Below are 17,495 nucleotides of genomic sequence, written 5' to 3'. Positions count from 1 at the left end.
TGCGGAGTCGTACTGTCACTACGACGGGTGAACACCAATGGCAAGTTCGTTTGACGACGCGAAGCGGTTCGTTTCAAACCTGACGGCGATTTCGGGGTGCCAGGCATATTTTCTCGATGTGCCTGGCACCGATAGCGCGGCTGCGCTGTCGGTGGTGTCGGTACACGCCACCGAACGGATGGGCGCGCCCACCGAGGTGCACGTGGTGCTGACCCATCCGTTGCCACTGGTGCGCGCCGACTACCTGAACCGGGATGCGGCCTGCACAATCGTGCCGGATGACGGGGCGCCGCGGCGGTTCTCCGGGTTCATTGCACGCTTCTCCGGGCTGCAGACCACGCACGACTTCACGAAGTACGAAATCGTCCTGCGGTCGCACTTTGCGCGCCTCGAAGCCGTCACGACGAGCCGCATTTACCAGCATCAGACCACCCCGCAGATCATCGAGGCGGTGCTGCGCAGCCACGGGTTGGAAGGCCACCAGTTCGCATTCCGGCTGCGCCGCCAGTATCCGCAGCACCTGTTCCGCTTCCAGTACAAGCTCGACGACCTGTCGTACGTGCAGATGCTGATGCAGAAGGCAGGCATCTACAGCTACATCGTCGAGACCGAGCATGGCGACCAGGTGGTGTTTGCCGACGACGTCGACCATTACCAGTGGGACCCGCACCTGACAGCCGCGTACCGCGAGACAGCGGGGCTCGAGGCGACCGGCGCCGAGGCAGTGAGGTCGCTTAGGACCCACGCGGTGACGGTGCCACAGTCGTTCCGTGTGGCGGACTACAACCCCGAGCAGGCATGGGAGCGGTTCAAGGACGAGGCGAACGTCGCGCCGCAGGACCGGACCACCTATGGGCAGCCGTACATCTACGGCACGCACCACCTCGATCAGGCGGGCGCGAAGTGGGAGGCGCAACTGCGCCATGAAGCGGCGATCGCATGGCAGGTCGTCTACGAGGGCGAGAGCAACGTGCTGGCGCTGCATGCCGGACGCGTGCTGAACCTCGACACCGAGTTGCCCGATGCGCCGGACGGTCAGGTCGTGATCGAGGTGACGCACACCGGCGCGCGCGACCAGTCCTACACGAATCGCTATATGGCGATCCCGGCGAACCGGCGCTTCCGGCTGAAGCTCGACGAGGCCGAGTGGCCGAAGATCGCCGGTACGCTCTCGGGCCGGGTTACGTCACCGGACAAATACAAGTCGCGTACCTGACCGCGGCGGGCTACTACACGGTCCGATTCGACGTGGACTTCGCGGACTGGCCGGCAGGCGGGGAAAGCGTGCCGCTGCGGCTGGCAAAGCCCTTCGCGGGCAAGTGGCAGACGGGCTTCCACTTCCCGGCGCTGGACAACGACGAAGCGGTGATCGCGTTCCGGGACGCGGACCCGGATAAGCCGGAGATCATCGGCTTCCATCATCACAGTCAGGCGCGCGATCTGGTGACGAGCGATCGCCGCTGGCTGTCGCGCAACGTGATCCGCACGCAGTCGAACAACAAACTGCGGATGGAGGACTGGGCGGGGCAGGAGGGCATCAAGCTCAGCACGGAACACTCCGGCACGAGCCACCTGGACCTGGGCTATCTGGTCGACGAGAAACTGGAGCGGCGCGGTGAGGGTTTCGAACTGCGCACGTCGGGTCACGGTGTCGAGCGCGCGGGCAAGGGGCTGCACCTGACGGCCTGCGACCGCCCGGGTGCGAGCGGGAAGCAACTCGACATGCAGGAGACGATCGCGCAACTGGAGCAAGCGCTGGCGTTGGCGAAGTCGCTGGGTGATGCGGCGCGTACGGCTAAGGCGATGCCGGCCGACACCGATGCGCAACAGCAGATGAAGGACGAGCTCGACGGGCTGAAGAAACCGGGATTGCTGATGAGTACGCCCGCGTCGGCGGGGATCATCGCGGGCCAAGGCGTGCAGATCGCAGCCGAAGACAACATCTCGGCCGTGGCGGGGAAGAGCGCTGACTTCAGCGTCATGAAGCGTTTCACGGCGACTGCCGGCGAGCGAATCTCGCTGTTCGCGCAGAAGCTCGGGATCAAGATCTTTGCGGGGAAAGGGCCGGTCGAGTTGCAGGCCCAGAGCGGCGCGATGTCGCTCGCCGCAGACAAGGATGTCAGCATCGTTAGCGTGACCGGGCAGGTTGATCTCATTGCGGCGAAGGAGATCATTCTGGAATGCGGCGGCGCCTTCATCCAGTTGAAGGATGGCAACATCACACTCGGTGGCCCCGGTGACCTCCTTTTTAAGGTCATCACGATCCAGAAGCAAGGGGCAGCGTCGATGAATACGCCACTGAACTTGACTCATCCTGCGCTAGCTACGTTGCCAACAACGCCGCTCATTCTGAATGCCATTGCCTCGCCCGCCTCGAAGGCCGTTGTACCAGCAGGCATGCCCTACAAGCTGTTTGCTGACGGGATACTGGTGAAACAAGGTGTATTCGACGAGACGGGACTACTCCAGATCGACCATCACGTCACAACTCAGCAATACAAACTCGAACTCGCGAATGGCGTTACGCATACGTTTCCTGTCAGCGAGGATTACCGCGGCGAAAGTGCCAATGCGGCGCTCGCGAACAGCGGCTACCACTTTCATGAAAACAGCAGGAATCCAGACATCACCCCGCCGGGTGACCGAGCGGCACATCGCCAGCGATACAGTGATCTGATAGATATCGCGCCGGATTCTCAGACTGGAGCATAAAACGTGGCCGACCCGTCAAATATCGTCACGCCGATCGCTCGTAGCGAGAAACGCTCGGCGACCTTCTGTTCACCATGGTTCGTTGACTTTGCCGCAGAGGGGCCTGCCGAGTTTCACCCCGTAGAAGCATCGTATATGCCGTTAGTGATGTCAAACGCATTTGAAATCTGAGCCACTTCGCGCCTGATCGCGCAAAGTAAAACTGAGCCAGTCGTTACTTCTTCGATGTCGGGACGTGCCCGGCTTTGCGTTGCTGTTTCAGTCTGTAGCTGTCTCCTTTGATCTGGATGATGTGGGCATGGTGGAGGATGCGGTCGAGCATCGCTGCAGTGAGGGTGGTGTTGCCGCCGAAGGTTTCGTCCCACTGCGCAAACGGCAGGTTGCTGGTCAGGATCATCGAGCCACGCTCGTAGCGCTTGGCGACGATCTGGAAGAAGTGACTGGCCTGATCGCCCGAGAGCGGTAGATAGCCGATCTCATCGACGATGAGCAGCCTCGGGCCGAGAATGTTGTGCCGAAGAACGGCGTCGTATCGCTCCTGTCGGCGTGCAGCCTCGAGCTGTAACATCAGATCCGCCGCCGTGATGAACTTCGTCTTGATGCCGGCCTGCGTCGCTGCATATCCGATGGCGATCGCGAGGTGCGTCTTGCCCACGCCCGACGGACCAAGCAACACGGCGTTCTCGCCTCGCTCGATGAAGCGTAGCGTGGCAAGCTCGTCGATTGCCTCGCGCGGGACCCCGACGGCGAAGCTGTAGTCGTAGTCATCCAGTGTCTTGATGGCGGGAAACCCGGCCATGCGCACCAGTGTTTGCCGCGAACGAACTTGCCTCGTCTCTCGTTCGTGCGCGAGCGCGTTCTCGAGGAAGTCGAGGAAACTCCATTGCTTGGCCGCCGCGTCGCTGGCCAGAGCGACGTATCGGTGCATGAGTCCCTCGAGCTTCAGGCTTTGGCAGTGCCCGTCGATGCGTTCCTGCTGCAAGTTCATGCGCGCACCTCGGTCAGTAATTGCTGGTAGACGGACAACGGGTGCTGGATCGACATCGCGGGATCAACGCGCGGCCGAGCGACGGCGCGAGCCGGCAATCGGGGCAATGTGTAGCCAGGCATATCGAGCAAGCAAGCCCGTTCTCGTTGCTCCAACAGAATCGCGGGTGCCTGCCCGGTAACCGGATGCACGCGCTGGTTGGCCACGTCGCGCAGCCATTTACTCACCTCGACGTTCGCAGTCGCGGCATCGAGCATCAAGCCGGATTGTTTAAGCTGGCTTGCCAGCGGCACATAGAAATTGCCGCGCAGATAGCGGTGGAATCGCTCGACCTTGCCCTTGGTCTGCGCGCGGTACGGTTGGCACAATCTGGGCAGGAAGCCGTACCGCTTGGCCAGATCGAGCAGGCCGGCGTGCCAGCGATGTTGGCCGTCGCCATAAGCATCGCGTTCGACAACGATGGTCTTGGCGTTGTCGTAAAGGATCTCGCGAGGAATGCCACCCAAGGCTTCGAACAGCGCATGATGACAGGCAACCAGCGTCTCGGCGCGTTCATCGGTGGTGAAGTGTGCCCAGCGCCAACGACTGAAGCCGAGCGTGGCGGTGAAGGCGTAAAGCGGGTCGGTGCCTCGTCGGAAGACAACGAAATCGCACTGCATCTGCCGACCGGGCTCGGTCTCGAACCTTACGACTGGATCGGGCTTCGGCATGGGCTTATGCGTGTTCATGAAAGCCTGCAGGCTTCGCAGTTGGCCCTCGTAGCCGCGCGCCCGCAACTCGCGCAGCAGCGCCGGCGCTGCGATGATCTCCGGTGCTGCGGCCCTCATGCGCTCGATGATGTACGCCTCGAACGCTCCGAGCTTGGTTGGCCGCGGTTCACGCGGCTTGTAGCGCGGCACTTCCTCAGCCGACAGGTACCGCGCCACCGTGTTGCGAGAAATGCCCAGGCGCCGCGCGATCTCGCGCTCCGATACGCCTTGGGCTTTGAGCACATGGATTTGCATCCACTGTTCCTTCTGGAGCATCGCCAGCCTTTGCGCGCAAAAGGCTGACTGTACTGAAAGGTGGCTTAGATTTACTTCGCGCGAAGTGGCTCATTATTACTTTGCGCCCAACAGTGAACGGCAAGGAGGCGTTCGGGGCGCTCTATGATGCGATTTGCAATGCCAAGCACAGTATCGATTACGTTTGCTGGGGGTTTCAACCGTCGATGTATTTCAAGCGTGACGGTGGAAAGTCGCTACGCATCGGCGACTTGCTTATCCAGCAGGCCAAGCAAGGGGTCAAGGTTCGCATTCTCTGTTGGCTGGATTCTGCGTGGGTCGCACAGTTCAGCGAACAGGAAGCGCCAGAATACAATCTGAAGCGCTTCGTGACCCAGAACGAGGACACACAACAGAGAGCGTACGATCGGAACTGGTATTACTGCGCGCGGCAACCTCGCGGAACGCAACGATCTACGATCGCGCCCGCCGGATCGAAAATGTACCCGCAACTTGCTTCGAATGCCTGGCCATTGCTCGGCACCCAATCACTCAAGGATATTGGGATCGAGGTGGTGATGCGGGATTTTTCACTCGGTGATCGTAGCGAGATAATGTATCGAGAGGCGTTGCTGCGTGGGAGCGGCAAAGGTCCGACCCACACTGCCATCGGCGCGTATGGTGCGGAACCGTCTCATCATCAGAAGACAGTGCTGATCGACTATGAGGCCCCTGCGCTGGCACTGGGCTTCGTGATGGGACACAACACACTTGATGCCTACTGGGATGATGACTCGCATAGCTATGTGAAAAAATCTCCGGATCGCGGTCGTAACGGTGAGACACCCCGACAGGACATGTCGGCGAGGATTGCGGGTCCGATTCTCGAACATCTGAACGTCAACTTCTGCCGGGCATGGCAGCACAGCACGAAGGAAGATCTGCTAGCGAAGCGCATGCCGCTGGCCAAGCAACTGAAGTTATCGACCACGGCCGGGACACCGGTCATGGCTCAGATCAATCGCACGCAGTCGCAAGAGGGCGTGCGTAACATCAAGTCTCTTTATCTTCAAGCGGTTCGCAACGCGACGAAGTTCATCTATATCGAGAATCAGTATTTCAGGTGGCCGGATCTGGCCGATGAAATCAAGAGCGCGGTGAAGAAGCAATTTGGGCAGGGGCGCGATATCGCCAAGCACGGCTCCGTTCATCTCTTTGTCGTGACCAATTCGAGTGACGAGGGGATGGGGCTGGGTGCCGGCACGACCTACGACATGCTGAACGCATTGGGCCGTGCGGATACCATGCCGAACGTTGCACGGATAGAAACTGCCAAATCGCTTGGCAAGCAAGCGACCGCAGCACAGCTGCAGTTGAATAATGCCTCTGGTCCAGAGGAAAAGCAGAAGGCGCAGGCGAAGCTCGATAGCGTCAGGCGGCAAGCCCAGATCAATGACGATATGAAAACGCTGATCCTGCCGCAGGAGATTCGTGGATTGAAGGTTCACCTCTGCACATTAGTCGCGCCGGATTCCCCGCCGACCAACTGGATGCCAGTCTATATCCACAGCAAGATTATGATCGTAGACGATGTGTTCCTGACACACGGTTCGGCCAACATCAACCGCCGCAGCATGGAAGTCGATAGTGAGCTAAACATCTGCCATGAACATATGGGCGTCACGCAGCCATTGCGTAGACGGCTGTGGGCCATGCATACCGGAGGAGTAGAGGAGGGTGCATCAGACTCAGCGGGGAACGCGGCGACGGCTTGGGAGCACATCATTAAACTGAATGCTAGTAATCAGAAACGCGGGCAGCCACCTATCGCCTCTCTCGTCGGCTTCAAGTGGACGTCGACAAAGCGCACGCGGTTGGACTAAACAATGAAACGAAACACTGCTACTGCGATCTGCCTGGCGCTTGCGCTTTGCGCTTGTTCGAACAAGGACAATTCGATGCCCTCCGAAGCTGACATGAACGCCGTGCGCGCGAAACTGGCCTTTACCTGCGTTCACGAAGTCGACCATCTGCCGCCGCTCGATCCGGAAGCAGACACACTGTTCAAGTACGCACTGTATTTGGAGAAGCAGGAGGGGCCGAAGAACTACGATGCAGCAGCCCGATATTACCGGATTGCGGCTGCCTACGGACACTTCAAGGCGAACCACAATCTGCAACTGCTGGTGTCCGAAGGTTTCGCGCACTCGCCCGATGCGCCAAAGGAGACGATTGATCTGGTCGAACAGTTGATTACAGCTGGCGTTGCGGGGGGCTACTACGACATGGCCCATTATCTCGAACTCGGTTATGGCGTAAAGCAGGACGAGAAGAAGGCGTTGACCTATTTCAGAAAAGCCGCCGACCTGGGAAGTCCAGAAGGGCAATTTCGTGTCGGAGACCTGCTTTCCCCCAGGGATCGCGCACCGGACATTGCCAGAAAAATGATCGAGTGTGCAACCGATCAAGGATACGGCAAGGCGGCGAATTACCTAGGCATCGATTTGTCGACTGAAAAATCGTACCCCGCAGCCGTCAAAGCATTTCAGAAGGGCGTGCGAGCGGGGGTTGCTGAATCGGCGTTTGCGTTGCGGCACGGATTTGATACTCAACCATCGGATAGGGTTTATTTCCTCGGGTTATCTAATGACCTCGAACGCTCGCGCCGCTACGAAGCGATCTGGAAATTTCTCAACGACAATGAGGATCTCAACCCGAAGGTACCGGACATTGACAAGATCGTCCCGCTGCCTCCCGTGAAGTTACCGCCTTGGGACGGCACGTTTCAGTGGCAAAAAGAGCAGGAAGCGGCCAAACCGCCGCAAAAACCGTCCGACCAACTAGTCGAGCGCCTCGCGCGCGAAAAGAACCTCGACCCGACGACTGGGCTGCCTCTTGTGTCAGCACCTAAAAGCACTCAGGAGGATCGCATGCCACTGGGCACCGCGGCGCGCACAGGCGAGGTGTGTCCGCAGGACGGCATCTGGTCGGTACGGCATGTTTCTCGAGTTTGTCTCGAGGCAACGCGGTATGTCAGCAAGGGCGAAATCATGCCGCCTCTCGCTGTCGACAATCCCCGGCCACTTCCCGGGCTCGATGCATTACTCGGCATGCGTGTGCACAGTACTGACGAGGTCTGGCGCCTCGAATCTTATGACCGACGCGTATTGTGATCACTGACCGCTTGGTACGGCCCATTCCGAAGAGCGCGAGCGGCAGTCCGACAGTGAGCGCACTGTGAAGCACCCGGGTTGAGAGAATTTCGATAAGCAAGTCGGCAGAGTCGGGCTCATCAGGCAGTGCTTCAATTCGATATCACGCAGTCGCTCACATTCGCGCGTCGCCGCGACTTTGCCGATGTGGACGATTCGGGGCTGCCGGCCTTCGTATTGGCACTTTGGGGAGATGTGCCCTCGCTCGATTCCGGGCCGGTCCCGCCATGTCCGTATTGCGCGTAGGCCACTCACACGCGCATTCGCCCCCGACCAATATCTGCACTTACCGCAATTTCGGCGCCGGGACTCCTGCGCGCTCTTCACGCGTCGCCCCGTCTCGCCTCTGCGGCGCACGCCGCAAAATGACAAATAGGCCCTCCGCGTCTGATCAAATCCGGCACTGATTTTGGCTGGTAATCCCGATACAGGTATTGCCGCTACCAGCCAAACCACTGTTTTTAATGGGTTTTTCGCGCCCGCACTGCGCGGCGGCGCGTTGCGCGTGGCATAATCGACCGCACCCGCAAGGCTTGTAGTCATCACGACCCCGCATACCCATGGCACAGACTCTCTACGACAAACTGTGGAATACCCACGTCGTCCACACCGAAGACGACGGCACGGCATTGCTCTACATCGACCGTCAACTGCTGCACGAAGTCACGAGCCCGCAGGCGTTCGAAGGGCTGAACGTCGCGCACCGCCCGGTGTGGCGCATCAGCGCGAACCTGGCCGTGTCGGACCACAACGTCCCGACCACCGATCGCAGCCACGGCATCGCCGATCCGGTCTCGAAGCTGCAGGTCGACACGCTCGACGCCAACTGCGACGCCTTCGGCATCACGCAGTTCAAGATGAACGACCTGCGTCAGGGCATCGTGCACATCATCGGGCCGGAGCAGGGCGCGACGCTGCCGGGCATGACGATCGTCTGCGGCGATTCGCACACGTCGACGCACGGCGCGTTCGGCGCGCTCGCGCACGGCATCGGCACGTCGGAAGTCGAACACGTACTCGCGACGCAGACGCTGCTGCAGAAAAAGAGCAAGAACATGCTCGTGAAGGTCGAAGGCACGCTGCCGCGCGGTTGTACCGCGAAGGACATCGTGCTCGCGATCATCGGCAAGATCGGCACCGCGGGCGGCACCGGCTACGCGATCGAATTCGGCGGCTCGACGATCCGCGCGCTGACGATGGAAGGCCGGATGACCGTGTGCAACATGGCGATCGAAGCCGGCGCCCGCGCCGGCATGGTTGCCGTCGACGACACGACGATCGACTACCTGAAAGGCCGTCCGTTCGTGCCGACCGGCGCGGAATGGGATCAGGCGGTCGAATACTGGCGCGAATTCAAGTCCGACGAAGGCGCGCAGTTCGACCGCGTGGTCGAGCTGAACGCAGCCGAGATCGTCCCGCAGGTCACGTGGGGCACGTCGCCGGAAATGGTCACGTCGATCGACGCGCGCGTACCCGATCCCGAGCGCGAGAAGGATCCGGTCAAGCGCGACGCGATGGAGCGCGCGCTCGCCTACATGGCGCTCGAGCCGAACACGCCGATGGAGTCGATCAACGTCGACAAGATCTTCATCGGTTCGTGCACGAACGCGCGCATCGAAGACATTCGCGCGGCCGCGTACGTCGTGAAGAAGCTGAACCGCCGCATCGCACCGAACGTGCGCCTCGCGATGGTCGTGCCGGGCTCGGGCCTGGTGAAGGCGCAGGCCGAGCGCGAAGGGCTCGACAAGGTGTTCACCGACGCCGGCTTCGAATGGCGCGAGCCCGGCTGCTCGATGTGCCTCGCGATGAACGCCGACCGGCTCGAGCCGGGCGAGCGCTGCGCGTCGACGTCGAACCGCAACTTCGAAGGCCGGCAGGGCGCGGGCGGCCGCACGCACCTCGTGAGCCCCGCGATGGCGGCGGCGGCGGCGATCGAAGGCCATTTCGTCGACATTCGCAAGCTGGGGTAACGCGTGAAGGCATCGCAACGTATCGTGCGCGTGCTTGCCGCGCTGGCGCTCGTCGGGCTCGGCTTCGGCCTGACGGGCTGCAACACCGTCCGAGGCTTCGGCCAGGACGTCAACGCCGCCGGCAACGCGCTGCAGCGCGCCGCGGACTGACGCTCGCCGAAATATTGTCGATGTGCGCCGGCCAGGCATGCCGGCCCTTCAACCGGATAGACGGATCATGGAAAAATTCAATGTGCATACCGGCGTCGTGGCGCCGCTCGATCGCGAGAACGTCGACACCGACGCGATCATCCCGAAGCAGTTCCTGAAGTCGATCAAGCGCACGGGCTTCGGCCCGAACGCGTTCGACGAATGGCGTTACCTCGACCACGGCGAGCCCGGCCAGGACAACTCGAAGCGCCCGCTGAACCCCGACTTCGTGCTGAACCAGCCGCGCTACCAGGGCGCGTCGGTGCTGCTCGCCCGCAAGAACTTCGGCTGCGGCAGCTCGCGCGAGCACGCGCCGTGGGCGCTCCAGCAGTACGGCTTCCGCGCGATCATCGCGCCGAGCTTCGCCGACATCTTCTTCAACAACTGCTACAAGAACGGGCTGCTGCCGATCGTGCTGACCGAGCAGCAGGTCGATCACCTGTTCAACGACACGTATGCGTTCAACGGCTATCAGCTGACGATCGACCTCGAGGCGCAGGTCGTGCGCACGGGCGACGGCCGCGAGTATCCGTTCGAGATCGCCGCGTTCCGCAAGTACTGTCTGCTGAACGGCTATGACGACATCGGCCTGACGCTGCGTCACGCGGACAAGATCCGCCAGTTCGAAGCCGAGCGGCTCGCGAAGCAGCCGTGGCTCAACAACAAGCTGGTCGGCTGATTTCGGCCGCGGGCGGGCGCGCGTGACGCGCTCGCCGACCTGCCACCTACATTACCCAGTCCAGGAATAACGCATGAAGATTGCAGTGCTGCCCGGCGACGGCATCGGTCCGGAAATCGTCAACGAAGCGGTCAAGGTGCTGAACGCCCTCGACGAGAAGTTCGAGCTCGAGCACGCGCCGGTGGGCGGCGCCGGCTACGAGGCGAGCGGTCATCCGCTGCCCGACGCGACGCTGAAGCTGGCGAAGGACGCCGACGCGATCCTGTTCGGCGCGGTCGGCGACTGGAAGTACGACTCGCTCGAGCGCGCGCTGCGCCCCGAGCAGGCGATCCTCGGGCTGCGCAAGCACCTCGAGCTGTTCGCGAACTTCCGCCCGGCGATCTGCTATCCGCAGCTCGTCGATGCGTCGCCGCTGAAGCCGGAGCTGGTCGCGGGCCTCGACATCCTGATCGTGCGCGAGCTGAACGGCGACATCTACTTCGGCCAGCCGCGCGGCGTGCGCGCCGCACCGGACGGCCCGTTCGCCGGCGCGCGCGAAGGTTTCGACACGATGCGCTACTCGGAACCCGAAGTGCGCCGCATTGCACACGTCGCGTTCCAGGCCGCGCAAAAGCGCGCGAAGAAGCTGCTGTCGGTCGACAAGTCGAACGTGCTCGAAACGTCGCAATTCTGGCGCGACGTGATGATCGACGTGTCTAAGGAATACGCGGACGTCGAGTTGTCGCACATGTACGTCGACAACGCGGCGATGCAGCTCGCGAAGGCGCCGAAGCAGTTCGACGTGATCGTGACGGGCAACATGTTCGGCGACATCCTGTCGGATGAAGCGTCGATGCTGACGGGCTCGATCGGCATGCTGCCGTCGGCCTCGCTCGACAAGAACAACAAGGGCCTGTACGAGCCGTCGCACGGCTCGGCGCCGGACATCGCCGGCAAGGGCATCGCGAACCCGCTGGCGACGATCCTGTCGGCCGCGATGTTGCTGCGCTATTCGCTGAATCGCGCGGAGCAGGCCGACCGGATCGAGCGCGCGGTGAAAACGGTGCTCGAACAAGGTTATCGCACCGGCGACATCGCGACGCCGGGCTGCCAGCAGGTCGGCACCTCGGCGATGGGCGATGCGGTGGTGGCGGCGCTGTAAGCCGCGTTGCACGCATATGGCCGGCCGGTACGGCGGCCGGGATGAAAAACACGTGAATCGGCCGCGAAATCGGCCGGTCCACGCACGGTTGGCCGTTGTGCGGGCAACCGGCTTTGTGTAGACTTGAACGATGGCGCTGATTTCCCTGATCTCCCCGGTCTTGAAATCCCACGGCAACATTGCCCGTGCGGATGCGCGCGCCATCGTCATCACGAAAACCATTACCACGAAAACGATCATTAAACGCTGATCGTCCGTCGTGCCCGCCTGTTTCCCCGCGCGGTCACGCCGGGGGCGGAAATGGCGGGGAAGCTCCATTCAAAGGGTTAGTCATGAACGTAGGTCTCGTAGGTTGGCGCGGCATGGTCGGCAGCGTGCTGATGCAACGCATGCAGGAAGAAGGCGATTTCGACCTGATCGAACCGGTGTTTTTCAGCACCAGCAACACGGGCGGCAAAGCGCCGTCGTTCGCGAAAAACGAGACCACGCTCAAGGACGCGACCAACGTCGAGGAACTGAAGAAGTGCGACGTGATCATCACGTGCCAGGGCGGTGACTACACGAACGAAGTGTTCCCGAAGCTGCGCGCGGCCGGCTGGAACGGCTACTGGATCGACGCGGCGTCGTCGCTGCGGATGAACGACGATGCGGTCATCATCCTCGATCCGGTGAACCTCGACGTGATCAAGGACGCGCTCGTCAAGGGCACGAAGAACTTCGTTGGCGGCAACTGCACGGTCAGCCTGATGTTGATGGCGCTCGGCGGCCTGTTCCGCGAGAACCTCGTCGACTGGATGACGGCCATGACGTACCAGGCCGCGTCGGGCGCGGGCGCGCAGAACATGCGCGAACTGCTGTCGCAGATGGGCGCGCTGCACGGCTCGGTCGAGCAGCAACTGGCCGATCCGGCTTCGGCGATCCTCGACATCGACCGCCGCGTGCTCGCGACGATGAACAGCGACGCTATGCCGACGAGCCAGTTCGGCGTGCCGCTCGCCGGCTCGCTGATTCCGTGGATCGACAAGGATCTCGGCAACGGGATGTCGAAGGAAGAGTGGAAGGGCGGCGCGGAAACCAACAAGATCCTCGGCAAGCCGGCGATGGGCCAGCCGGGCTCGATCCCGGTCGACGGGCTGTGCGTGCGCATCGGCGCGATGCGCTGCCACTCGCAGGCGCTGACGATCAAGCTGAAGAAGGACGTGCCGCTCGACGAGATCAACGGCATCCTCGCGTCGGCGAACGACTGGGTGAAGGTCGTCCCGAACGAGCGTGAAGCGTCGATGCGCGATCTGTCGCCGGCGAAGATCACCGGGACGCTGACGGTGCCGGTCGGCCGCCTGCGCAAGCTGGCGATGGGCGGCGAGTACCTGTCGGCATTCACGGTCGGCGACCAGCTGCTGTGGGGCGCGGCCGAGCCGCTGCGCCGCATGCTGCGCATCCTGCTCGACAAGTAAGCATCGGGCCGCGCACGCGCGCCGCCGGCGCGCGAAGCGAGACGCCTGCCAGCCCGTTCGCGGGCGGCAGGCGTTTTTGTTGATGTCCGGCGCTGGATGCGCTCATGAGCAGGCTGGGGCCGCGCCGCCGATACCGCGGCTTCGCGGCCGGCGCGGAAGTGGGCGTGGATGTCGATGCGGTGCGCGTTGCGCGCATCGCGTCGATGGCGGCCGCGTTCGTTCCCGCCAGAACGCCGCCGGCGACATTCAGGCCGACGAATGGCGCGTGCTCGATCATGCGCGCCGCGCGCGATCCCGCGATCCATTGGCGAATCGGTCGGTCGGCCGTATCGGCCGGCGACGAATTCGGCCGGAATCGGATCGCGTGAAGTAAACTATGCGGTTACGACGCGCAGAGCCGCCGAAAGCGTCGCGTTCCGCGCGACGCTTTTGCATTTCTGCGGCGAGTTTATAGACGCTTCCCTACGCGAATCCGAGCCGCGCCCGCGCGCGGCGATAGAGCCCACGATGTCCCGAAATTCCCTGTTTCCGCGTCAGTCCCGCCTGTCGCGCGCCGTGTGCGGCGCACTGGCGGTCCTGGCGCTCGGCGCGGCCGCTTCGGCCGGTGCGGCCAGCCCCGGCGAACTGCCGGCGTCGGCCGCCGGCGGCGCCGTTCCGCTCACCGTGACGGTCCAGCCGGGCCAGTCGCTGAACGATCTGGCGAAGGCCGCCACGCAGTCGCATGACCCGGGCGTGCTCGCGCGTGCCGGTCGCGCGCTGTTCGACGCGAATCCGCAGGCGTTCATGAAGCGCGACCCGAGTCGGCTGAAAGTCGGCGCGACGCTGACCGTGCCGGCGCTGGACGCTAGCGGCGCTGCGCTCGTGCCGGCCGGGGCAGGCGCGGCATCGGGCGCATCGGCCGCGTCCGCGGCAGCTGCGGGCTCCGGCGCGGCGGCGAGCGCGCAGCACGGCGCGTCGGCTGCCCATCCCGGCTCGGCCGCCGTGGCCGCGCCGACGGCATCGGCCGTGTCGAGCGCCCCGATCGCACCCGCGGCGCCGGCCGCTCCCACGAGCAGCGCGAACGCCCCGGCCGCCAACGGTGCATCGAGTTCGGCCGGCGCATCGGCGACGCACGGTGCATCGTCGGCCGCAACCGCTCAACCGGCGGCGCCGGTCGGCGGCGCCAGCGGGCCGCACGTCTGGAACGGCGCGATTCAGTCCGCACCGTCGTCCGCGAGCGAGGCTGCGGCGCAGCCGGCCGCAGGCGGTGCGGCTCAGCACGCACAGCAGCCGCCCGCAGCGGCGGCGGCTGCGAGTGCGTCGCAGCCGCGGCCGTCCAGCCTTCAGCAATTGCTCGCGCTGAAGAATCGCGTGCTGATGGAGTTGCAGAAGCACGGCATCGGCAAGCCGGCGCCGTCCGGCAACGTTGCGCCTGCGCCGGCCGCTGTGCGTCCGGTTCAGGGCGATGTCGCGGCACCCGGTGCTGCGTCGTCGGCGGTCGCGGGCGACGCGGCGTCCGGTGCGGCTTCCGGTGCCGCCGCCAGCGCAGTGGCGCCGGCGTCGGCCACCGTGCCGCCGGCCGTGACGAGCGTTGCGCCGCCGCCGTCGCCTCGCGCGACCGGTCAGATGGACTGGCGTCCGGCCGCAGCAGCCGGCGCGGCCGTTGTCGTCCTCATTGCGGGTTTTGCATGGCGCAAGCGCAGGAAAGCGCGCGCCGCGGACGCCGCTGCGGCGTCGTCCGCCGACGTGCCTCCGGCGCAATCCCGTGATACGGCACCCGTCGACATCGACATCGACACCGACCTCGGCGCATCGTCGCGTGCCGTCGAGCCCGTGCCGCCGACGCTGCCCGCCACACCGTTTTCCCGCGATGCGGCGACCGACGTGAGCCTCGTGACGGCCGCCGCGGTCGCGGCAGAGACGGCCGACGTGCGGGAGGCCGATGTCGCGCCGCCGCCGGAAGAGGCGTCGACGCACGACGATCACGCCGAAGCCGAAGCCGAAGCGCCCGCAGCAGCGCACGCCGCAGCAGCGCTCCCGCCCGACGTGCCTGCTGCTGCGCCCGCCGCTGCAGACGCGCCGGCTGAAACGGCGCCCGCGGCTCCTACACCGACCGACACGCAGCACGAGGCGCTGATGCAGAACGCGATCAACGCGTTGAACAGCCTCGACATGCCGTTGCCGCCGCGCATCGCCGACGAGCACGCCGTGCCGCAAGCGCCGGAAGCCCAAACCGAAAGCGAGCAATCAGCAACTAACGGTCAAGCCGCACCGCGCCCGCCACTGGGCGTGGCGGAAGCATCGAATGAACGATCCGTCGAGCACGACGACGAGTTCGATTGGGACCCGGATGCGACCACGCCTGCCGAGCAGGCGGGCGGCGCGTCCACGGTGCCGACGCCGTCCCCGCTGCCGCCGCTCGGCGCCCGGTTCGGTGCATTGAAGCTCGATTTCGATCTCGATCTGCCGTCCGCCCCCGATGCCGAGCTGCCCGCACTGACGCCGGAGGAGCTTGCGCGCATTGCCCGCAACAAGCTGGATCTGGCGTTGGAGTACGTGGAGCTTGGCGACCTGTCGGGCGCGCGCACGCTGCTGCAGGAGGTGGTCGACGCAAACGACGCCGCCACGCGCGACGATGCGCGCGCACTGCTCGCGAAACTGGCGGCCGACGCGTGATGCGGATCGCGCTCGGGGTTCAGTACGACGGCGCCGCGTTCTGCGGCTGGCAGGCGCAGCCGCACGGCAAGACCGTGCAGGATGCGCTCGAGCGCGCGCTCGGCGAGTTCGCGTGCGTGCCGTTGCACACGACGGTCGCGGGACGGACCGACACGGGCGTGCACGGGCTCGGCCAGGTCGTCCACTTCGACACGGCGCTCGATCGCGCGGAATTCTCGTGGGTGCGCGGCACCAACGCGTTCCTGCCGCCGACCGTGTCCGTGCAGTGGGCGAAGGCGATGCCCGACACGTTCCACGCGCGCTTCTCGGCGTTCGAGCGCACCTACTACTACGCGCTGTACGTGCATCCGGTGCGCTCGCCGATGCTGGCCGGCCGGGCCGGCTGGATCCACACGCCGCTCGACGACGACGCGATGCGCGCCGCCGCCGTGCACCTGATCGGCGAGCACGACTTCTCGTCGTTCCGTTCGTCGGAATGCCAGTCGAAGACGCCGGTCAAACACCTGTATCAGATCGACGTGCGACGTTCGGGGCACTTCATCCATTTCCGCTTCCGCGCGAACGCGTTCCTGCACCACATGGTGCGCAACCTGATGGGCTGCCTCGTCGCGGTCGGGCGCGGCCGCTACCCGGCCGACTGGCTCGCCGACGTGCTCGCGGGCCGCGATCGCAATCTCGCCGCGCCGACGTTCATGGCGGACGGGCTGTACCTCGCCCACGTCGGCTATCCGGCGGAATTCGCCGTCCCGCCCGCGCAGCTCGGCAGCGTGCCGTGGAGCAGCGTCTGGGCCGATCTGGACCCCCAACCATGACGGAGCTGGCCGTGTTTCCTTCGACTTCCGCGTCCGGCGTCGCGCCGCGCACGCGCATCAAGCTTTGCGGGCTGTCGCGCGTCGACGACGTGCTGCACGCCGCCGCGCTCGGCGCCGACGCGATCGGCCTCGTGTTCTACCCGAACAGCCCGCGCGCGGTGACGATCGTGCAGGCGGCCGAGCTCGCGCAGGCCGCGCCGCCGTTCGTATCGGTGGTCGGGCTGTTCGTCAACGCGACCGAGGCCGAAATCGAGGCGGTGGTGCGCGACGTGCCGCTGACGATGCTCCAGTTCCACGGCGACGAGACGCCGCAGCAGTGCGAGGCCCTCGGCCGCGCGGCGCGGCTGCCGTGGTTGCGCGCGGTGCGCGTCGGCCCCTCGACGCAGCCGGCCGATTTGGTAGAATCGGATCTTCATTATTCGAAAGCGCGCGGCCTCCTGTTCGACACCCTGGTGCCGGACTACGGCGGTAGCGGCAAGGTCTTCGATTGGTCACTTATTCCCGCAGAGCTCGCGCATCGGGCCGTTTTGAGTGGTGGCTTGAACGCGCAAAACGTCGGTGATGCGATCCGCCGGTTGCGTCCGTTTGCTGTCGATGTCTCGAGCGGCATCGAAGTGGCGGGCGCAAAGGGCGTGAAGGATCACGCCCGGATGGCGGCGTTCGTACGCGCGGTGCGCGACGCGGACGCCGGGTGATGCAA

General features: G+C 64.3%; 13 protein-coding genes and 1 pseudogene. 12 read left to right on the top strand and 2 right to left on the bottom strand.

Annotated elements, in window-relative coordinates; translation table 11 throughout:
• Positions 1-37 precede the first annotated feature (37 nt).
• A pseudogene (locus tag MYA_RS22560) lies at positions 38-2,712 on the top strand (type VI secretion system Vgr family protein).
• 214 nt (positions 2,713-2,926) lie between these two features.
• Here the strand turns inward: MYA_RS22560 and istB are convergent.
• Both istB and istA read right to left on the bottom strand, forming a co-directional pair.
• The gene (istB, locus tag MYA_RS22555) at positions 2,927-3,700 is read right to left on the bottom strand and encodes an IS21-like element ISBcen13 family helper ATPase IstB (RefSeq protein ID WP_011881749.1); all 774 of its coding nucleotides are present in this window, start codon (positions 3,698-3,700) and stop codon (positions 2,927-2,929) included.
• Positions 3,697-4,725: an IS21 family transposase gene (gene istA, locus MYA_RS22550; RefSeq protein WP_041494180.1), complete on the bottom strand. Its 1,029-nt coding sequence runs from the start codon at positions 4,723-4,725 to the stop codon at positions 3,697-3,699. Before istA ends, istB begins: the two co-directional genes overlap by 4 nt.
• Positions 4,726-4,817: 92 nt before the next feature.
• Here istA and MYA_RS22545 point away from each other — a divergent pair, with 92 nt between their 5' ends.
• The 11 genes from MYA_RS22545 (at position 4,818) to MYA_RS22490 (ending at position 17,490) form a co-directional block, all read left to right on the top strand.
• Complete coding sequence (locus MYA_RS22545) at positions 4,818-6,566, top strand: phospholipase D-like domain-containing protein (RefSeq protein ID WP_014725196.1); 1,749 nt, start codon at positions 4,818-4,820, stop codon at positions 6,564-6,566.
• A gap of 3 nt (positions 6,567-6,569) precedes the next feature.
• Positions 6,570-7,856 carry an SEL1-like repeat protein gene (locus MYA_RS22540; protein ID WP_014725195.1) on the top strand — a complete coding sequence of 429 codons (1,287 nt, stop codon included), beginning with the start codon at positions 6,570-6,572 and terminating at the stop codon, positions 7,854-7,856.
• 599 nt (positions 7,857-8,455) lie between these two features.
• Positions 8,456-9,865 (top strand): 3-isopropylmalate dehydratase large subunit, encoded by a 1,410-nt coding sequence (gene leuC, locus MYA_RS22535; RefSeq protein WP_014725194.1) that lies wholly within the window; start codon positions 8,456-8,458, stop codon positions 9,863-9,865.
• A 3-nt stretch (positions 9,866-9,868) separates the two neighbouring features.
• Positions 9,869-10,015, top strand: a complete 147-nt coding sequence (locus MYA_RS22530; RefSeq protein WP_011881754.1) for an entericidin A/B family lipoprotein — start codon at positions 9,869-9,871, stop codon at positions 10,013-10,015.
• Positions 10,016-10,082: 67 nt separating this feature from the next.
• Positions 10,083-10,733 carry a 3-isopropylmalate dehydratase small subunit gene (gene leuD, locus MYA_RS22525; RefSeq protein WP_011881755.1) on the top strand — a complete coding sequence of 217 codons (651 nt, stop codon included), beginning with the start codon at positions 10,083-10,085 and terminating at the stop codon, positions 10,731-10,733.
• Positions 10,734-10,806: 73 nt separating this feature from the next.
• Positions 10,807-11,874, top strand: a complete 1,068-nt coding sequence (leuB, locus tag MYA_RS22520; RefSeq protein WP_014725192.1) for a 3-isopropylmalate dehydrogenase — start codon at positions 10,807-10,809, stop codon at positions 11,872-11,874.
• Between the two features lie 130 nt (positions 11,875-12,004).
• Positions 12,005-12,124 carry a hypothetical protein gene (locus MYA_RS32255; RefSeq protein WP_014725191.1) on the top strand — a complete coding sequence of 40 codons (120 nt, stop codon included), beginning with the start codon at positions 12,005-12,007 and terminating at the stop codon, positions 12,122-12,124.
• 82 nt (positions 12,125-12,206) lie between these two features.
• Positions 12,207-13,328, top strand: a complete 1,122-nt coding sequence (gene asd / locus MYA_RS22510; RefSeq protein WP_034195019.1) for an aspartate-semialdehyde dehydrogenase — start codon at positions 12,207-12,209, stop codon at positions 13,326-13,328.
• Between the two features lie 507 nt (positions 13,329-13,835).
• Positions 13,836-15,983: a FimV/HubP family polar landmark protein gene (locus tag MYA_RS22500; protein WP_011881758.1), complete on the top strand. Its 2,148-nt coding sequence runs from the start codon at positions 13,836-13,838 to the stop codon at positions 15,981-15,983.
• Positions 15,983-16,795: a tRNA pseudouridine(38-40) synthase TruA gene (gene truA, locus MYA_RS22495; protein WP_011881759.1), complete on the top strand. Its 813-nt coding sequence runs from the start codon at positions 15,983-15,985 to the stop codon at positions 16,793-16,795. Before MYA_RS22500 ends, truA begins: the two co-directional genes overlap by 1 nt.
• A complete protein-coding gene (locus tag MYA_RS22490) occupies positions 16,792-17,490 on the top strand; it encodes a phosphoribosylanthranilate isomerase (RefSeq protein WP_041494179.1) in 699 nt (232 codons plus the stop codon). The genes truA and MYA_RS22490 overlap by 4 nt, the downstream gene beginning before the upstream one ends.
• Positions 17,491-17,495 lie beyond the last annotated feature (5 nt).

It is taken from the genome of Burkholderia sp. KJ006 (assembly GCF_000262695.1).
Classification (GTDB): domain Bacteria; phylum Pseudomonadota; class Gammaproteobacteria; order Burkholderiales; family Burkholderiaceae; genus Burkholderia; species Burkholderia vietnamiensis.
The sequence above is the reverse complement of the archived record's forward strand: the minus strand, read 5'-3'. Positions and strand labels throughout refer to the sequence as shown.

What these genes read in the sequence shown, in the direction of transcription:
- istB (WP_011881749.1), bottom strand. Translation starts at nt 3,700, where the DNA reads ATGAACTTGCAGCAGGAACGCATCGACGGGCACTGCCAAAGCCTGAAG.
- MYA_RS22490 (WP_041494179.1), top strand. Translation starts at nt 16,792, where the DNA reads ATGACGGAGCTGGCCGTGTTTCCTTCGACTTCCGCGTCCGGCGTCGCG.
- truA (WP_011881759.1), top strand. Translation starts at nt 15,983, where the DNA reads ATGCGGATCGCGCTCGGGGTTCAGTACGACGGCGCCGCGTTCTGCGGC.
- asd (WP_034195019.1), top strand. Translation starts at nt 12,207, where the DNA reads ATGAACGTAGGTCTCGTAGGTTGGCGCGGCATGGTCGGCAGCGTGCTG.
- MYA_RS22500 (WP_011881758.1), top strand. Translation starts at nt 13,836, where the DNA reads ATGTCCCGAAATTCCCTGTTTCCGCGTCAGTCCCGCCTGTCGCGCGCC.
- leuD (WP_011881755.1), top strand. Translation starts at nt 10,083, where the DNA reads ATGGAAAAATTCAATGTGCATACCGGCGTCGTGGCGCCGCTCGATCGC.
- MYA_RS22540 (WP_014725195.1), top strand. Translation starts at nt 6,570, where the DNA reads ATGAAACGAAACACTGCTACTGCGATCTGCCTGGCGCTTGCGCTTTGC.
- leuC (WP_014725194.1), top strand. Translation starts at nt 8,456, where the DNA reads ATGGCACAGACTCTCTACGACAAACTGTGGAATACCCACGTCGTCCAC.
- istA (WP_041494180.1), bottom strand. Translation starts at nt 4,725, where the DNA reads ATGCTCCAGAAGGAACAGTGGATGCAAATCCATGTGCTCAAAGCCCAA.
- leuB (WP_014725192.1), top strand. Translation starts at nt 10,807, where the DNA reads ATGAAGATTGCAGTGCTGCCCGGCGACGGCATCGGTCCGGAAATCGTC.
- MYA_RS32255 (WP_014725191.1), top strand. Translation starts at nt 12,005, where the DNA reads ATGGCGCTGATTTCCCTGATCTCCCCGGTCTTGAAATCCCACGGCAAC.